Annotated in this window: 14 protein-coding genes and 1 rRNA gene; 10 read left to right on the top strand and 5 right to left on the bottom strand. The window is 52.0% G+C overall.

The genetic code is table 11. The features are described 5' to 3' along the window. The 4 genes from rrf (at nt 1) to Q9291_RS05455 (ending at nt 3498) form a co-directional block, all read left to right on the top strand. Nucleotides 1-113: ribosomal RNA gene (rrf, locus tag Q9291_RS05470) — 5S ribosomal RNA — on the top strand. A gap of 355 nt (nt 114-468) precedes the next feature. Continuing rightward, on the top strand, nt 469-1179 hold the full coding sequence (ispD, locus tag Q9291_RS05465; RefSeq protein WP_306389018.1) for a 2-C-methyl-D-erythritol 4-phosphate cytidylyltransferase: 711 nt from the start codon (nt 469-471) through the stop codon (nt 1177-1179). 1 nt (nt 1180) lies between these two features. After that, on the top strand, nt 1181-1666 hold the full coding sequence (ispF, locus tag Q9291_RS05460) for a 2-C-methyl-D-erythritol 2,4-cyclodiphosphate synthase (protein WP_306389017.1): 486 nt from the start codon (nt 1181-1183) through the stop codon (nt 1664-1666). An 8-nt stretch (nt 1667-1674) separates the two neighbouring features. After that, nucleotides 1675-3498 carry an ABC transporter ATP-binding protein gene (locus Q9291_RS05455; RefSeq protein WP_370530745.1) on the top strand — a complete coding sequence of 608 codons (1824 nt, stop codon included), beginning with the start codon at nt 1675-1677 and terminating at the stop codon, nt 3496-3498. A gap of 117 nt (nt 3499-3615) precedes the next feature. On the opposite strand, the gene Q9291_RS05450 is transcribed toward Q9291_RS05455, so the two are convergent. The 3 genes from Q9291_RS05450 to Q9291_RS05440 form a co-directional block, all read right to left on the bottom strand. After that, a complete protein-coding gene (locus Q9291_RS05450; protein ID WP_306389015.1) occupies nt 3616-4161 on the bottom strand; it encodes a Smr/MutS family protein in 546 nt (181 codons plus the stop codon). A gap of 73 nt (nt 4162-4234) precedes the next feature. Next, nucleotides 4235-5185, bottom strand: coding sequence for a thioredoxin-disulfide reductase (gene trxB, locus Q9291_RS05445; RefSeq protein ID WP_306389014.1), 951 nt, complete (start codon nt 5183-5185; stop codon nt 4235-4237). Nucleotides 5186-5328: 143 nt separating this feature from the next. Continuing rightward, nucleotides 5329-5793 (bottom strand): Dps family protein, encoded by a 465-nt coding sequence (locus Q9291_RS05440; RefSeq protein ID WP_306389013.1) that lies wholly within the window; start codon nt 5791-5793, stop codon nt 5329-5331. 110 nt (nt 5794-5903) lie between these two features. Between Q9291_RS05440 and Q9291_RS05435 the strand changes: the two genes are divergently transcribed. Genes Q9291_RS05435 through serS form a run of 4 tightly spaced genes read left to right on the top strand, consistent with a single transcriptional unit; the run spans nt 5904 to nt 11450 of the window. Further along, nucleotides 5904-8216 (top strand): DNA translocase FtsK, encoded by a 2313-nt coding sequence (locus Q9291_RS05435; protein ID WP_306389012.1) that lies wholly within the window; start codon nt 5904-5906, stop codon nt 8214-8216. Continuing rightward, nucleotides 8209-8826, top strand: coding sequence for an outer membrane lipoprotein periplasmic chaperone LolA (gene lolA / locus Q9291_RS05430; protein WP_306389011.1), 618 nt, complete (start codon nt 8209-8211; stop codon nt 8824-8826). The genes Q9291_RS05435 and lolA overlap by 8 nt, the downstream gene beginning before the upstream one ends. Nucleotides 8827-8850: 24 nt before the next feature. Then, entirely contained in the window at nt 8851-10176 is a 1326-nt protein-coding gene (locus Q9291_RS05425) for a replication-associated recombination protein A (protein ID WP_306389021.1), read from the top strand. After that, nucleotides 10176-11450, top strand: a complete 1275-nt coding sequence (gene serS, locus Q9291_RS05420) for a serine--tRNA ligase (RefSeq protein WP_306389010.1) — start codon at nt 10176-10178, stop codon at nt 11448-11450. The genes Q9291_RS05425 and serS overlap by 1 nt, the downstream gene beginning before the upstream one ends. A gap of 21 nt (nt 11451-11471) precedes the next feature. Here the strand turns inward: serS and mltF are convergent, their stop codons facing one another. Beyond that, complete coding sequence (gene mltF, locus Q9291_RS05415; RefSeq protein WP_306389009.1) at nt 11472-12929, bottom strand: membrane-bound lytic murein transglycosylase MltF; 1458 nt, start codon at nt 12927-12929, stop codon at nt 11472-11474. Nucleotides 12930-12958: 29 nt separating this feature from the next. After that, entirely contained in the window at nt 12959-13633 is a 675-nt protein-coding gene (gene rpiA, locus Q9291_RS05410; protein ID WP_306389008.1) for a ribose-5-phosphate isomerase RpiA, read from the bottom strand. 160 nt (nt 13634-13793) lie between these two features. Between rpiA and mfd the strand changes: the two genes are divergently transcribed. Then, nucleotides 13794-17201: a transcription-repair coupling factor gene (gene mfd / locus Q9291_RS05405; RefSeq protein WP_306389007.1), complete on the top strand. Its 3408-nt coding sequence runs from the start codon at nt 13794-13796 to the stop codon at nt 17199-17201. Continuing rightward, entirely contained in the window at nt 17201-17818 is a 618-nt protein-coding gene (locus tag Q9291_RS05400) for a DedA family protein (protein WP_306389006.1), read from the top strand. The genes mfd and Q9291_RS05400 overlap by 1 nt, the downstream gene beginning before the upstream one ends. Nucleotides 17819-17883: the final 65 nt, after the last annotated feature.

Raw genomic sequence — 17883 nt, 5'->3', positions numbered from 1 at the left:
TTGGGGACAATAGCGGTTTGGAACCACCCCTTCCCATCTCGAACAGGGCCGTGAAACGAACTTGCGCCAATGATAGTGTACTCTTCGTATGCGAAAGTAGGTCATCCCCAAACTCCTTATTTAAAAACCCCATCCAACCGGATGGGGTTTTGTTTTTAATGGCTATCTAATACCTCTCAGGGATACCTTTGCGCTTTGAATTAATGAAGCTGAATGCCTGTCACTCATTCATAGGCAAAAAAAACCCGGTGCAAAGCACCGGGCTACTAAGGTCTATCAAGGTTGCCCAAGATAGACTGCCATGAAATCTGTTCTTTGAACTGCTTTTCTTCTTCTCCCTCGTTTGAAAGCATCATAGAAGATATAAGTACTTTCGTCATTGGCCCCTTTGGGCTATTCCGCTTTTGGCATGCGGAAGCAACGTGTTTTGACACGAGCAAGTAAAGTGTCGCGTGATAAAATATTGGCATGTCAAAGTACCATGTGATTATTCCCAGTGCAGGCTCGGGTGCGCGGATGCAGTCTGCTATGCCTAAGCAGTACTTAATGCTGAATGGCAAACCCATTTTGCGCCACGCGATTGAAGTGTTTGAAGTTATGCATCAAATCGAGACTGTGCATATTGTGGTTTCTGCACAAGATGGTTACTGGGCCCCGCATCTACTGGATGGCTGCAGCAAAACAAAAGTGCTGGATTGTGGCGGCCTTACGCGCGCCGAGTCAGTGCTTAACGGTTTGAAACATCTGGCTCTGGAAGCAGATGCCAATGACTGGGTACTTGTGCATGATGCAGCCCGACCAGGCATAGACCAGCCGCTTGTTGAACGCCTGTTCCAAGAGGCGCTGCCAGAGAGTGTTGGGGCAATATTGGCTCTGCCATTGGCCGATACATTAAAGCGTGCGGATAGTCAGCAACAGATTGAAACTACCCTTTCACGTGAAGGCTTGTGGCAGGCGCAAACACCACAAATGTTCAAGCTGGCGCTATTGCAAGGCGCACTGCAGCAATCACTTGATCGGCAACCTACCGATGAAGCACAAGCCATGGAATGGCTAGGCTATCAGCCTAAACTGGTGGTGGGCGACCTCAAAAATATGAAAATTACCTATATGCGTGATTTGCAGGTGGTCAGTGCCTTAATGCAGGCCGCCACGCTTGATAACCAGCAGGAAACTTGAAATGACATCTTTTAGAATAGGCCATGGCTTTGATGTACACGCACTGGTTGATGGGCGTGACTGCATTATTGGCGGCGTTAATATTCCCCATGACCAAGGGCTTGACGGGCACTCGGATGCCGATGTGCTATTACATGCGATTTGCGATGCCCTTCTGGGCGCTGTAGCGCTGGGCGATATTGGCAAGCATTTTCCGCCTTCGGATATGCGTTATAAAGGCATAGACTCCAGGCAGCTGCTGCGCCATGTAGTGGCGTTGTTACAAGAGAAGGGCTATGTTGTCGCTAATATTGATGCCACCGTCATTTGTGAAGCGCCACGCCTTGGACCACATACGCAACAGATGCGTGAGCACATTGCTGCGGATTGTCAGGTCGCACCTGATGCGATTAATGTTAAAGCAACCACTACTGAAAAACTTGGTTTCACCGGCAGAGGCGAAGGCATTGCAGCTGAAGCAGTCTGTTTGATCGTCGCCAATTCATAACTATGCATTTGTTTAAAAAATTTGAGGGCCTGGTTACCCCGTTCCCGCCCGACATTATTCAAACTTTGCCGACTCGCTTCTGGCCATTTATGTGGGCCTGCTCGTATGGCATGCGCCGTTATATTTTTGGCATGACACTGTTGACCGCCTGTATTGGAGCGTTTGAGGCATTGCTGTTTGCGCTGATGGGCAAGGTCGTCGATAAGCTGACCGCAATCACACCCGCGCAACTATGGGATCAACATCACCCAACCTTACTGATACTGGCGGCCATTTTAATCAGCAGTACCCTGGTGATCCTGCTGCAAACCTTGCTTAAGCATCAGACCTTGGCAGGTAATTTTCCCATGCGTCTACGCTGGCAGTTTCACCAGCATATGCTCAATCAGAGCATGGGTTTTTATCAAGATGAGTTTGCCGGACGCGTATCGGCCAAAGTCATGCAAACAGCACTGGCAGTGCGTGAGGTCTGGTTTATTCTGGCCGACATCATGGTCTATGTCCTGCTTTACTTCACAACGATAGTCACTGTCGTTGGCAGCTTTCACCCGTGGATGGTATTACCCTTTCTGGGCTGGCTACTCCTCTATGGCGGTGCACTGTTTCATTTTATACCCAAGCTGGCCAAGGTTTCACAAAATCAGGCGGATGCACGCTCGCTGATGACAGGGCGCATTACCGATGCCTATACCAACATCACCACCGTAAAACTGTTTTCGCACGCTGGCCGCGAGGCTGATTATGCGCAATCGGCCATGCAAGAGTTTCTTGAGACCGTGCATGGCCAAATGCGTATGGTCAGTTTTGTCGAGAGTATTAATCATTTCCTCAACATGTGCCTGATTATTGCCAGCGGCGGCATGGTGCTCTGGCTATGGTCGCAAAGCCTGGTGGCTGCCGGTGCGGTGGCTGCTGTCATGGCCATGAGCCTGCGCCTGAATGGTATTTCACACTGGGTGATGTGGGAGCTGACCTCGCTCTACGAACAAATTGGCACCGTGCAAGATGGCATCAATACCTTATCCGTGATGAATGAGGTCGTGGACAGCCCACATGCGGAGCTGCTGGATGTGCCCAAAGGCGGCGTGGTATTTGACCATGTAGATTTTAGCTACCCGCAACAAGCGCCTTTGCTCCAACAGTTTATGCTTGATATTCGCTCGGGCGAGCGGGTGGGTCTGGTCGGACGTTCTGGTGCTGGTAAATCTACCATCGTGAATTTACTCATGCGGTTTTATGATATTCAATCCGGCCAGATCCTGATTGATGGACAAGCCATCGATGCAGTAAAACAGGATTCCTTACGCCAGCAAATTGGCATGGTGACGCAAGATACTTCACTGCTACATCGCTCTGTACGTGAAAATATTCTCTATGGCCGTCCAGACGCAAGTGAGCAAGACATGGTCACTGCTGCCAAACGAGCCGAAGCGCATGACTTTATCCTCACTCTGCGCGATGCCAAAGGCCGCACCGGCTACGATGCGCATGTCGGTGAACGTGGCGTCAAACTCTCGGGCGGGCAGCGTCAACGCATCGCCATTGCCCGTGTCATGCTCAAAAATGCACCGATACTGGTGCTAGATGAAGCTACCAGCGCGCTAGATTCTGAAGTGGAGTTAGCCATTCAGCATCATCTTGCACAGTTGATGGAAGGTAAAACCGTCATAGCGATTGCGCATCGTCTGTCGACGATTGCGGCGATGGACAGGCTGGTCGTGCTCGATAAAGGCAGTATTGTCGAAACTGGCACGCATCAAGAGTTACTTGCCAAAAATGGCATTTACGCCAAGTTGTGGGCCCATCAGAGTGGTGGGTTTTTGGGAGAGTAATTGAAGTTCTTAAATTGAGGCATAGGATATTGAAGTGTTTTGAGTGGTATGCATTGCTCTCTCGAGCATTCCCTCTGTAATTAGATGAAGGTCGGCGTTTGAGCGAGAAAATCCGTTTTATGCTTTTAATAATACAATCACTGCTCCACTGCCGCCATCTGTCTGTTTGGCTTGTGCATAGGCAATCACTTCGTCTTTTTGCATCAGCCAGTTGCGCAGCTTGTGTTTGAGTACGGGTTCCTTATTGCGCGAGCCCAGGCCTTTGCCGTGGACGATGCGTACGCAACGCAGGCCGCGTTTTTTACAGTCGGCGATAAACTCCGCCACATACAATCTTGCTTCATCACTGATCAGGCCATGCAGGTCAATATGGGCTTGCACCACCCAGTGCCCACGACGCAATTTGCTCAATACCATTGGGGATTGGCCTTCACGCAAATAGAGTAGCTCTTCGCCACTTTCAAGTTCGTGTGCCGGAATATAGTGATCGCTGAGCGAGTCGACCAGCGCCTGTTGTTCGTCACGGATCAGTTGTCTGGGAATGGGTTTAGGTTTTTTTGGCGGATGCAGGATGCGATTGGCTTTTACCGGGCGCGCGCCTTTGACTGCTTCGTGAAACAGTTGGATGTCATCATCATCTGTCTGTGGCAAGTCGTTGCTCATGGTTACATTTTAAAAGAAAAGCGCACTGGAGTGCGCTTTTCATTGCATTGCCTGTTAAGAGTGACTGGATTGCTTATTCCAGACTGGTCAAATAACGCTCGGCATCCAATGCCGCCATACAACCGGTACCGGCACTGGTCACGGCCTGGCGGTAAATATGGTCTTGCACGTCACCTGCGGCAAATACGCCGGGAATATTGGTGGCGGTAAAATTACCCTGACGGCCGGTTTGGGTGACGATATAGCCGCCTTCCATGTCCAGCTGGCCTTCAAAGATTTGCGTGTTGGGTTGGTGGCCAATCGCAATAAACACGCCTTTGAGCGTAATGTCTTTGGTTGTGCCGCTGTTCACGTCTTTGATGCGCATGCCGGTCACCCCGGTGGCATCACCCAGCACTTCATCCAGTGTTTGAAAGGTTTCCAGCACCACTTTGCCTTCTTTCACGCGCTCCATCAGTTTGTCGACCAGAATCGCTTCAGCTTTGAATTTGTCGCGGCGATGCACCAGGGTTACCTTGCTGGCGATATTGGCCAGGTACAAGGTTTCTTCCACAGCGGTGTTACCGCCACCAATCACCGCAACTTCCTGGTTGCGGTAGAAAAAGCCATCACAAGTGGCACAAGCGGAAACGCCCTTGCCAGCAAAAGCTTCCTCGCTGGGCAGGCCCAGGTATTTCGCAGAAGCGCCGGTGGCAATGATCAGCGCATCACAGGTGTATTCGCCATTGTCACCCACCAGGCGTATCGGTTTTTCTTTGAGGTGGGTGGTATGGATATGGTCGAAAATCATTTCGGTGTTAAAGCGTTCGGCATGCTGCTGAAAACGCGCCATGAGTTCCGGCCCCATCACGCCGTTGGCATCGGCTGGCCAGTTATCCACCTCGGTGGTGGTCATCAGTTGACCTCCTTGCGCCAGACCGGTAATCAGAACCGGATTCAAGTTGGCGCGTGCAGCATACACCGCAGCTGTATAACCGGCCGGGCCGGAACCTAAAATCATTAAACGGGCGTGTTTGCTAGCCATGTTTGAATTTCCAAATTGGTTTGAGTTGTACTTAAGGTGGGGGCGGTGCCGAATATTTTAAACACCTGCCCACACCGGAATATTATTTTTAGTGATGCAGTCAATGCATTGTTGAGGACTTACCTGTAGCTATGACTGCCCGATTATTTTTCAAGCATACTGCGTAACATCCATGCAGTTTTTTCATGCAATTGCAAACGTTGGGTAAGCAGGTCAGCCGTGGCTTCATCATCGGCTTTTTCCGCAGCCGGGAACACGCTACGGGCTGTGCGGCAAACGGCTTCATGGCCTGCAACCAGTTCGCTGATCATGTCACTGGCTTTTGGCACATCGATCGTTTCATCAATGGATGTCAACTTGGAAAACTGCGCATAGGTGCCTGGTGCATACACGCCCAGTGAACGAATCCGTTCAGCCACGAGGTCGACTGCCAGTGCCAGCTCGGTATATTGTGTTTCAAACATCAGGTGCAATGTATTGAACATGGGGCCGGTGACATTCCAGTGGAAGTAGTGTGTTTTTAGATACAAAGTGTAGGTATCTGCCAGCAGTTTTGATAGACCTTCTGCAATCTTTTGACGGTCTTCGTTATTAATTCCAATGTCCATGAGAGCTCCTTGTGAGTGTTGAAAGGTATTTTAAAACCTTGAATCCCTGTCTGCAATTTGATTTTGCTATAATCACTTAAGTTCACTCTTGCAGAGAAAGAGACAAGATATTGTTTTTTAATAAGAAAAGCATCGCTAATGCCCGTCTGGAAAAAGTTTCGACGGAAAAGCAGCTGAGAGACGCCAGGCTCGTGAGAGAAGTGGCGTGGATCGCATGGGCCGCATTGGGTATTTTTCTTGCCGTGATTCTGATGACCTACCACCACGAGGATCCAGGCTGGACGCATGCGGTGGATGAGGGCGTCTCTATCCACAATGCAGGCGGTGTCGTGGGGGCATGGCTTTCGGACATCTTTTTGTCATTATTCGGGTTTTCCGCCTGGTGGTTTGTGGTGCTGATTTTTTACTTTGTCTGGCTAATGTACCAGCATTTGCACCTGGATGCGCCTGAAAAGCAAGAGTGGTGGCTGAATGCGGTTGGGTTTGCTTTGCTGGTCATTGCTTCGGCAGCTTTAGAATCTGGGCATTTGGTCAATTTTCCGGCGGACTTTCCGCTCAAGCAGGGCGGGGTGATTGGTAGCGGCGTAGATAATCTGTTTCGTAATATGTTTGGATTTGCAGGGTCCACCATGTTGTTGCTGGTGTTATTCGCCACCGCTTTCAGCCTGTTCACTGGCTGGTCGTTGCTGACCATGAGTGAGCGATTGGGTGAACGTGTGATTGAGGCGTATCAGTGGAGTCTGCTCAAGTATCAGGACTGGCAAGACCGACAAATGGGCAGGCAGGCATTGCAAGCGCGTGAAGAGTTTGTGTTGTCTGAGCGCAAGCGTAATGAAGACCGAAAGCCGGTAGAAATTACTGTGCCGGAAACTGTGATTGAGCCCAGCGAGCGCGTGGTCAAAGAAAAACAGGCTGTCTTGTTTGAATCTATCGAGCAGGAAGGATTGCCGCCCTTGCATTTGCTGGATGCTGTCAACCAGTCCGTGGAAATGCAATCTGCCGAAACGCTGGATTTTACCTCGCGCCTGATTGAACGCAAGCTGATGGACTTTGGCATTGATGTCAAAGTGGTGACTGCACAACCCGGACCGGTGATTACACGTTATGAACTGGACCCTGCCCCCGGTGTAAAAGGCAGCCAGATTACCAACCTGGCCAAAGACTTGGCGCGTGCCTTGTCAGTAATCAGCGTACGCGTTGTCGAAACCATCCCGGGTAAAAGCTATATGGGGCTGGAAATTCCCAACCCCAAACGCCAGATCGTGTCTCTGACTGAAATTATGGGCAGCCAGGCTTATGCTGACATGCACTCTCCACTGGCGATTGCCATGGGCAAGGACATTGCAGGCAAGCCAGTGGTGGCCGATCTGGCAAAAATGCCGCATGTGCTGGTTGCAGGGACCACCGGCTCCGGTAAATCGGTGGCGATTAACGCACTGATTCTAAGCTTACTCTACAAGGCTGAGGCCAGTCGGGTGCGCATGATTCTCATCGACCCCAAAATGCTGGAACTGTCTGTGTATGAAGGCATTCCGCATTTGCTGGCCCCCGTGGTCACTGACATGCGGCAGGCGGCCAATGCCTTGAACTGGTGCGTGGCAGAGATGGAGCGCCGCTACAAGTTAATGTCCACACTGGGTGTGCGCAACCTCGCAGGCTATAATCAGAAAATTGTAGAGGCCAAAAAGCAGGGCACAGCTATTCCGCATCCATTCAGTTTAACGCCGGATGCGCCAGAGCCTCTGGAAGAAATGCCCCTGATTGTAGTGGTGATTGATGAACTGGCCGACCTGATGATGGTCGTGGGCAAAAAAGTGGAAGAGCTGATTGCCCGTCTGGCGCAGAAAGCGCGCGCTTCCGGTATTCATCTGGTGCTGGCCACGCAGCGGCCCTCAGTTGATGTGATTACCGGCCTGATCAAGGCTAATGTGCCGACCCGTGTTGCGTTTCAGGTATCTAGCAAAATTGACTCGCGTACCATTCTGGACCAGATGGGTGCGGAAACCCTGCTCGGCCAGGGCGACATGCTCTACCTGCCGCCTGGCAGCGGTTATCCCTTGCGTATTCACGGCGCCTTTGTCAGCGACGGTGAAGTGCATAACGTGGTGAACTTTCTAAAAGCGCAGGGGGAACCGAACTATATCGAAGGCATTCTCACCAATGAGACGGAAGGTGGCGACATGGATGGCCTGTCCGGTGGGCAGGATGCAGGCGGTGAGAAAGACCCGTTGTATGATGAAGCCGTCGCCATTGTGTTAAAAACCCGCCGTGCCTCGATTTCATCCGTGCAACGTCAGTTGCGTATCGGCTATAACCGTGCAGCGCGATTAATCGAAGATATGGAACGTGCCGGTCTGGTCTCTGCCATGCAAAGCAATGGTAACCGTGAAGTACTGGTAAAGGCTGGAGGCGATCATGATTAAGAGGTTTGTAGTGTGTGTATTCAGTGCACTGGTGGCGGTGGCGGTGGCGCATGCCGATGGCGTGGATGACCTGAAGCGTTTTTACAGTGCCACCCAGGCCATGCGTGCCAATTTCAAGCAAACCGTGTTTGACCAGAAGGGCCGCAAGCTGCAGGAGGTCGATGGCACCATGATGTTGCAACGTCCCAACAAGTTTCGCTGGGATTATCATAAACCCTACGAGCAGCAAATCATCAGCGATGGCAATCAGGTGTTTTTGTTTGATATCGACCTCCAGCAAGTGACTGTGCGCGCCGTCGACAAAGTGCTGGGTACCAGTCCGGCCGCATTACTGGCGGGTGGACCAGCCGTCGAGACCAGCTTTCAGCTGAGTCGCCTGGTTGATTATGAGGGCTTGCAACGCGTGCAGGCCAAGCCACGCCAGAAAGACAGTGGTTTCCAGGTGGTGATCATTTCGTTTGATCATGGCAATCTGGCGCAAATGCGTATGGTGGACAGCTTTGGTCAAACCACCCAAATTGTATTTTCAAATGTAGAAGTGAATCCCGCTTTAAACACAGCACAGTTTCTATTTCACCCACCCAAAGGGGTCGATGTCGTGGGTGAGTAATTCATCCATCCACGTCTGCGTATGATGCAATCACTGTTTGAACCTGCCGCCCCCACCTCAGTGCCATTGGCTGAACAATTGCGGCCCAAAGTACTGGATGACGTCGTCGGACAAACCCATCTGCTGGGCGAGGGCAAGCCATTGCGTCGGGCGTTCGAGTCCGGCAAGCTGCCTTCCATGATTTTATGGGGGCCACCAGGCGTCGGTAAAACCACGCTGGCGCGCCTGATTGCACAGACGGCAGATGCCGAGTTTGTGCCCTTGTCCGCCGTGCTGTCCGGCATCAAGGATATTCGCGAAGCGGTTGAGCGTGCCGAGCATACCTTGCAGCAAACTGGCCGCAATACCATTTTATTTGTGGATGAAGTGCATCGCTTCAACAAAGGTCAACAGGATGCGTTTTTGCCCTATGTTGAAAGCGGCTTAATTACCTTTATCGGCGCGACGACCGAAAATCCTTCATTTGAAGTCAACAGTGCCTTGCTCAGTCGTGCGCAGGTGTTTGTGCTGAATGCGCTGACCGAAGCCGAATTGGCGCAACTGCTCGAACGCGCCCGTCAGAAAGTCGCGCCAGAAATCCGCTTGACCGCAAGCGTGCAGGAGCAGGTGCTGGCCTATGCGGATGGCGATGCCAGACGCTTGCTCAACTTTGCCGAAGGCTTGCTCTACGGCGCGCTGAGCGAAAAAATCGCTGAGATCGATGACGCGTTTCTGCAATCGACCATGTCCAGCAAACTGCGTCGTTTTGACAAAGGGGGAGAAGCCTTTTACGACCAGATTTCAGCCCTGCATAAGTCTGTGCGCGGGTCTAATCCTGACGCTGCCTTGTACTGGCTGATGCGCATGCTCGATGGCGGTGCTGAACCTCTGTATCTGGCCAGACGCATTATTCGCATGGCCTGGGAAGATATAGGCTTGGCTGATCCACGCGCTATGCAGATTGCGAATGATGCTGCGTTGACCTTTGAGCGGCTGGGCAGCCCGGAAGGCGAACTGGCGCTGGCGCAAGCGGTGATTTATCTGGCGGTGGCCGCCAAAAGCAATGCCGGCTATATGGCCTACAACCAGGCCAAGGCCTTTGTGGCCCATGACAAATCACGTGCGGTGCCCTTGCATCTGAGAAATGCACCAACCAAACTGATGAAAACGCTGGATTACGGCAAGGAATACCGTTACGCGCACAATGAGCCTGGCGCCTATGCGGCGGGGGAGCAGTATTTTCCGGACGATTTGGAAACACAACAGTTTTACCAACCCACACCACGCGGTTTGGAAGGTAAAATAGGCGAAAAATTGCAGCACCTTAAAGAACTTGATCAGCAATACTTACAGAGCAAAGCGAAAAAATAATGTTAGATATTCAGCAGCTTAGAAATGATTTGGATGCCTTGGTGGCCCGTCTTGCAGCACGCAAGTTTACTTTTCCGGCAGAGGAATTCAAGGCACTGGAAGCCCGGCGAAAAACCATCCAGACCAATACCGAAAACCTGCAAGCCAAGCGCAATGCCGCTTCCAAGCAAATCGGCATTGCCAAATCCAAGGGCGAAGATGCCAGTGCCATTTTGGCCGAAGTGGCTGGGTTAGGCGATGCACTCAAGGCCGCTGAAGCTGAGTTGAACGAAGTGCAAGCCAGTATTTTGGTACTGATGCAGAACGTACCCAACCTGCCGCATGACAGTGTGCCGGTGGGGCTGGATGAAACACAAAACGTTGAAGTACGTCGCTGGGGTAACCCACGCCAGTTTGATTTCGCAGTTAAAGATCATGCCGATGTAGGCGCACCAATGGGGCTGGATTTTGATACTGGCGCCAAACTGTCAGGTGCGCGCTTTACCTTTATGAAGGGGCAGATCGCTAAACTGCACCGTGCCATCGCACAGTTGATGCTGGATACGCAAACTGAAAAGCATGGTTATACCGAGTGCTATACGCCGTATATGGTGAATCGCGAAACGCTGGTAGGCACTGGTCAACTGCCCAAGTTTGAAGAAGACCTTTTTTCTACGCCACATAATGACAGCAAGCTGTATCTGATTCCGACCTCTGAAGTCACCCTGACCAATACGGTACGGGATGAAATTGTGGCGCTGGAAAACCTGCCGATTAAACTCACTGCACACACCCCGTGCTTTCGCTCCGAAGCTGGCTCTTATGGTCGAGACACCAAAGGCATGATCCGTCAGCATCAGTTTGATAAAGTCGAGATGGTACAAATTGTGCACCCGGAAAATAGCTATGCGGCGCTGGAAGAGATGGTTGGGCATGCTGAGGCAATTTTGCAAGCGCTGGAATTACCTTATCGTGTGGTTTCACTCTGTACCGGTGATATGGGCTTTGGCGCGGCCAAAACATACGATCTGGAAGTCTGGTTGCCCGCGCAGAATACCTACCGTGAAATCTCTTCCGTCTCCAACTGCGAAGCCTTCCAGGCCCGCCGGTTACAGGCGCGCTTCCGCAATGCCAACGGTAAGCCCGAGTTGCTGCACACCTTGAATGGGTCCGGTCTGGCAGTAGGCCGGACACTGGTGGCGGTGCTGGAAAACAACCAGCAAGCCGATGGCAGCGTGACTATTCCCAAGGCTTTGCAGCCTTATATGGGTGGAAAAACAGTCCTCTCACTCTAAGCTGTGGTCTGGTTGCCTGTTTTAATCTGCCTTGGCTAATAGCCAGGGCATTTTTACGTCCGCAATTCTGTAAGGGTCTACGCCAGGGTCATACGGTGGGAAGTGTTTTTCCATGATCTGGTAATAGCTGCGCACCGATTCGGTGTAAATCACTGGCGCACCGCAGCTGCAGTAACCATGCTTGGCATTCACATAATGTGCCGGATCATTGAGCAACTGATAGCCGCGTTTTACATCGGCCCAGCTGTCCGGGTTAAGCCCCAGCCGTTGTGCAATCACCCGCGCATCTTCAAGATGTCCAACCCCATTATTGTAAGCCGCAAGCGTCATAAAAGTGCGGTCCGGTTCCGGAATCCGTGACGGGATACGGTCTTTCAGCCAGAGCAAAAATTTGGCACCTGCCATCACACTTTGTTTGGGGTCCAGTCGGTCAGTCACATTCATCATGTCCGAGGTCTGTTCCGTCAGCATCATCAGTCCGCGCACATTGGTGGGCGAGGTGCTGTAGTTATCCCAGTGTGATTCCTGATAGCTCAGTGCGGCCAGCAGGCGCCAGTCAATGTCGGTAATTTCCTGGGCACTCTTGAACAGACGGACATATTTGGGCAGCAAGGTTTGTGATTTGCTTAAAAAGGTCGCCACGTCTACTTTTTTAAGTCGGCGGGTATGTCCGTGGTAACGGTCCAGCAGATTACGCAGCGTGCCATCTTTTTCAATTTTTTTGAAAAACGACTCGATTTGTTCGAGCTTTTCATGCGCATGCTGCTTGTTAATTGCCCAGGCAATTTTATCTGCGGAGCCCAGTATCAGGCCTGCATCCAACTGCGGGTAGTTATACTGCATGATGGCAAGCAGATGATTGTCTGCGACTGTGTAATCGATTTGGCCGAGCGCGACCGCTTCAATCAGTTGTTCCGAGCTGTATTGATCGCTCTCTCTCCAGGTCAGTTCTGGATGTGCCGACTGCAACTCACGCAGACGGTCTACAAAGCTGGTCTCACGGGGAACGACCAGTGCTTTATTGAGTAAGGAGGACACCTTGCCGGGCTCTTTATTTTTATCTTTATTAAACACCACCATAGATTGCACCTGGTTAAATGGCGGCCCAAATGTCACCTGACGTTTGCGTGGTGTGGTAATGCTGATGTCTGCGGCAGCAATATCGGCTTCGCCGCGAAGCAAGGTTGGCAGCACTTTTGAAAAACTGTCTACGACAATAAACTCGAGTGTGTAGGGGGGGCCGATAAACTCAACAAACCGCTTGGCCAGGTCATATTCGAGCCCGGCATAGTTGTTTTGACTGTCAATATAATAAGTGCTTGGGCTGTTAATCGTCACAAATCGTATGGTGTATGGGTCCGGGGCTGCGGGGGGAGATGTTTGCGATGACATGGGCTCTTTGCAGCCAAGCAAGGCCAGGCACATGCCAGCAAGTGCCAGCAAGTGCCGTGCAGGCCGCAGAGCCATTGTTCTGCGCAAGATTCCCCCGTACTTGCCGAACATGACGACTAGCCGCGTGCCTCAACCTTGCCTTGATCGGCGATCAGGACCGTAGTGGCCAGTTTGGCAAAAATACCATGCTCAACCACACCGGGAATATTATTGAGCAGTGCGTTGAGCTGGTGGCCGTCAATCCCGGCATCAAAGCGCATGTCTAATACCAGACTGCCATGGCTGGTGATGCTTAAGCCATCTTTAGCAGCGTTGGGGCGCAAGTCTCCGGTTCCGCCAATAGCTTCAATGCTACGCTTGGCTGCCTGCCAGGCAAAAGGCATGACCTCAATCGGAATCGCAAAGTGTTCACCAATGCGGCTGACCAGCTTACTTTTGTCAGCGACGACAATAAACTGCCTGGCAGCTTTGGCCAGCAGCTTTTCCATGACCAGATCATAGCCGCGTCCTTTTAGTAGCGTATTATCCGGCGTAATTTCGTCTGCTCCATCGACGTACAGGTCTATTTCAGATAGTTGCGCCAGGCTAAGCACAGTCAGTCCGACGGACTGTGCTTTAATCATGCTGATATTCGAACTGGCAACCGTAGCCACACGCAGGCCCTCAGATTGCTGGCGTTGTGCCAACGCCTCAATGAAATAGTTGGCGGTGGAACCTGTGCCAAGGCCGACAATCATATCGTTCTTGACGTAATTGGCAGCTTCCAGTGCAACGGCCTGTTTGTCGTTCATGGTGATTTCTCCGTTTTTATATGGCGCGCGAGTGCCTTTGATCGCTCGGGTGGACAGCGGGTGAATGTCACAGCTGCTGTACGCTTGCAGTTATAATAGCAAACTCGGCAAATTCGCCAACCATTACTCATCTAACTTCTACACGCAGATTCGACTTTTTATGGCAGTTTCACTCCCCGTCATCGGGCATCCGCAGCGATTTTCATTTCAGAGCCAGGGCATTGACAGTCGCGCGCTGGCTGACCTGGCCTGTGCGTTAAAAACCACCCATACGCCGCTGGTCGTCCTCACCGCCAATGCTTTTGAGGCCCAACGCCTGCTGGAGGAGATTCCTTTTTTTGCCAAGGACATTACGGTCAATGTATTGCCAGATTGGGAAACCCTGCCTTACGACGTGTTTTCGCCACATCCTGATTTGATTTCAGAGCGGTTGGCTACCTTGTACCAACTCAGCCAGAACCAGAGTAATGTCGTGGTGGTGCCCATTTCAACGGCTTTGTTACGGTTGCCGCCGGTCGCCTATCTGGCAGCCCACACCTTTATGCTCAAAAAAGGGCAAAGGCTGGATGTAGACGCCTTACGCAATCAATGCGCACAGGCAGGCTATCACCATGTCAGCCAGGTGATGAGTCCGGGTGAGTTCAGTGTGCGCGGTGGCCTGGTCGACTTATACCCGATGGGCAGTGCCTTGCCGTATCGCATCGACTTGTTTGATGATGAAATTGAAACCATCCGTACCTTCGATATCGATACCCAGCGCAGCGTGTACCCGGTGTCTGAGATCCGCATGCTGCCTGCGCGTGAATTCCCCATGGACGAAGCGGCGATTACGCGCTTTCGCAGCCAGTTTCGGGAGTATTTTGAAGGCGATCCGCAACGCGCAAAAATTTATAAAGATGTGAGCAAAGGCACGCCCAGCGGTGGTGTGGAATGGTATCTGCCGCTGTTTTTTGAAGACACGGTGACCTTGTTTGATTACTTTCCCAAACAAGCCGTCTTGTGTTTGCATGGTGATCTCGACAAAGCGGCGCAAACGTTTTGGGGCGATGCCAACCTGCGTTACCGCCTGATGGCATATGATGCTGAAAAACCGATTCTGCGTCCGGAAACCCTGTTGCAGAAAATCGATGATTTTTTCAGGCAAACCCATGCGTTTGCCCTGGTGCATTATCAACTGCAAGGCGTGGCGGCCATGCCGGCTGTGGATGTGGACCGGCGGGCCGAGCAGCCTTTGCACAAACTGCAAGCTTATCTCCAGCAGTTTGACGGCCGTGTATTGATTGCCGCCGAGAGCCTCGGCCGACGGGAGACCATTGCCCAGCTGTTTGTCGAGCATGGCCTGCAAATGGCGACCTGCGACGATTGGGCCAGCTTTATGCAGGCACCGGACCGTGTCATGCTCGGCGTAGCCCCGCTGCATATGGGCTTTGTCGATGAGGCGCGTGCAGGCAGCCCAATCGTGGTGATTACCGAGGCCGAGTTGTATGCGGCCACTGTGCGTCAGCAACGCCGCCGCAATCAGGAAAAAGCCCGCAATACCGAGGGCATGCTCAAAGACCTTTCCGAGTTGCGCATCGATGACCCGGTCGTGCATGAGCAGCATGGCGTGGGTCGCTACAAAGGCCTTGTCAATATTGATTTTGGTGAGGGCGAAACCGAGTTATTGCTGATTGAATATTTTGGCGATGACAAGCTATATGTACCCGTCTCGCAATTATTCCTGATTTCACGCTATTCCGGCGGACCGCCTGAAAGTGCGCCTTTGCATCGCCTGGGCAGTGGTCAGTGGGAAAAAGCCAAGAAAAAAGCACTCAAGCAGATTCGTGATACCGCTGCCGAATTACTTAACTTGTACGCACAACGCGCTGCGCGCAAAGGTCATGCCTTTACTTTAAGCCTGCATGATTACGAAGCCTTCTGCGAAAGCTTTCCGTTTGAAGAAACACCAGACCAGCTCGAAGCCATTGAAAATGTGATCAAAGATATGCAGTCTGGCCGCCCCATGGACAGGCTGGTGTGTGGCGATGTCGGCTTCGGCAAGACGGAAGTGGCCTTGCGTGCAGCTTTTGTGGCCGTGATGGGTGGCCGTCAGGTCTCCGTGCTGGTGCCCACCACCCTGCTGGCAGAGCAGCATTACCAGAACTTCTGTGACCGTTTTGCCGAATGGCCAATCAAGATTGCTGAAATTTCGCGCTTCCGCACTGCCAAAGAGCAAACCGAAGCGCTCAAAGGACTGGCCGATGGCAGCATAGACATCATCATCGGCACCCATCGCCTGATCCAGAAGGATGTAAAGTTCAAAAATCTGGGCCTGGCGATTCTAGACGAAGAACACCGCTTTGGTGTGCGGCAGAAAGAACAGATGAAGGCCCTGCGTGCCGAAGTCGATGTGCTGACACTGACGGCCACGCCGATCCCGCGTACGCTCAGCATGGCGATGGAAGGCTTGCGCGAGTTCTCCGTCATTTCCACGCCGCCGCAAAAGCGGCTGGCGATTAAAACCTTCCACACCGAATATTCCGATGGCATTATCCGCGAAGCTGTCATGCGTGAATTCAAGCGCGGCGGGCAGGTGTATTTTCTGCACAACGAGGTGGATACCATCTACGTGATGAAGGAAAAGCTGGAAAAAATCGTGCCCGAAGCGCGCATTGCCATCGGCCATGGCCAGTTGCGTGAGCGTGAGCTGGAACACGTCATGCGTGATTTTTATCAGCAACGTGCCAACTTGCTGTTATGCACTACCATTGTCGAAACCGGTATTGACGTTCCCACCGCCAATACCATGATCATTAACAAGGCCGATATGTTCGGCCTGGCACAGTTACACCAGTTGCGTGGCCGCGTCGGTCGCAGTCACCATCAGGCATATACCTATTTGCTGACCGATCCACATCGCACCATTACGCCACAAGCGCAAAAGCGGCTGGATGCAATTCAGTTGCTGGAAGACCTGGGTGCTGGTTTCCACCTCGCCATGCACGATCTCGAGATCCGTGGTGCCGGTGAATTGCTGGGCGATAGCCAAAGTGGTGAAATGCAGGAAATTGGTTTTAACCTGTATTCCGACATGCTCAACCACGCCGTGAAGCAGCTTAAGGCTGGTAAAGAGCCCGATCTGGATGCGCCACTCGGCGTGACGACAGAAATCAACCTGCATACGCCCGCCTTGCTGCCTAGCAACTATTGCCCGGATGTACATGAGCGACTGGTAATTTATAAGCGCCTCGCCAACTGCGAAGATGACGAAGCGCTGGATGGCATGCAGGAAGAGCTGATTGACCGTTTCGGCCTGCTGCCAGAACCTGGTGAAGCGCTCGTGGCATGCCATCGTTTACGGATTGCCGCCAGAGCACTGGGTATCATCAAAATTGACGCCTCGGATGCCGCCATTCAACTGCAATTTAATCCCAAGGCAGATATTGACCCGATGAAGCTGATCAACCTGCTGCAACGTGATAAACGCTGCCGCATGAATGGGCCTGACAAGCTCAGAGTTACGGTACAATTGGGCAACCTCAACCATCGTACCGAGTTGGTCAAAACCCTTCTGAAGGAATTTATGTAATGTTGGAAAAACTGTTGGCAGCAATTGCCGCCTGGATTATCGGCGTGATATCGACCATGGGCTACGGCGGTATCGTGTTGTTGATGGCGATTGAGTCAGCCTGTATTCCCTTGCCATCAGAAATCATCATGCCGTTTGCAGGGTTTCTGGTGACCAAAGGCGAAATGACCTTGTGGGGCATCGCGCTGGCAGGCGCCATTGGCTGTGTGGTCGGCTCGATTCCGGCCTATTATCTGGGCATGTATGGCGGCCGTCCGCTGGTGGAGAAGTATGGTAAGTACGTGCTGATCAGCAAAAGGGATCTGGACATGGCAGACCGCTGGTTTGCGCAGCATGGCGAGATTATTATCTTTATCGCCCGTCTGCTGCCTGCTGTACGCACCTTTATTGCTTTCCCGGCAGGCGTGGCGCGCATGAATATGACGCGGTTTGTGGCTTACACCTTCGTCGGTTCATTGATCTGGTGTTTTGTGCTGGGCTATGTCGGCATGAAGGCCGGTGAGCACTGGGAGGACCTGAAAGTGTATTTCCATGAGTCGCATTATGTGATCGCGGCATTGGGATTGATCTTTGTTGTCTGGTATGTGCGCAGACATTTCAAAAATGAGGCAGCGTAATCATGCATCTTGAGTGACCGGTACACAGGCGCTGTGACCAATCAAAACCTGATGCCTTGGATTAT

It is taken from the genome of Methylophilus aquaticus, assembly GCF_030769565.1.
In the GTDB taxonomy this organism is placed as follows: domain Bacteria; phylum Pseudomonadota; class Gammaproteobacteria; order Burkholderiales; family Methylophilaceae; genus Methylophilus; species Methylophilus aquaticus.
This window is presented reverse-complemented; position numbering and strand designations above follow the sequence as displayed.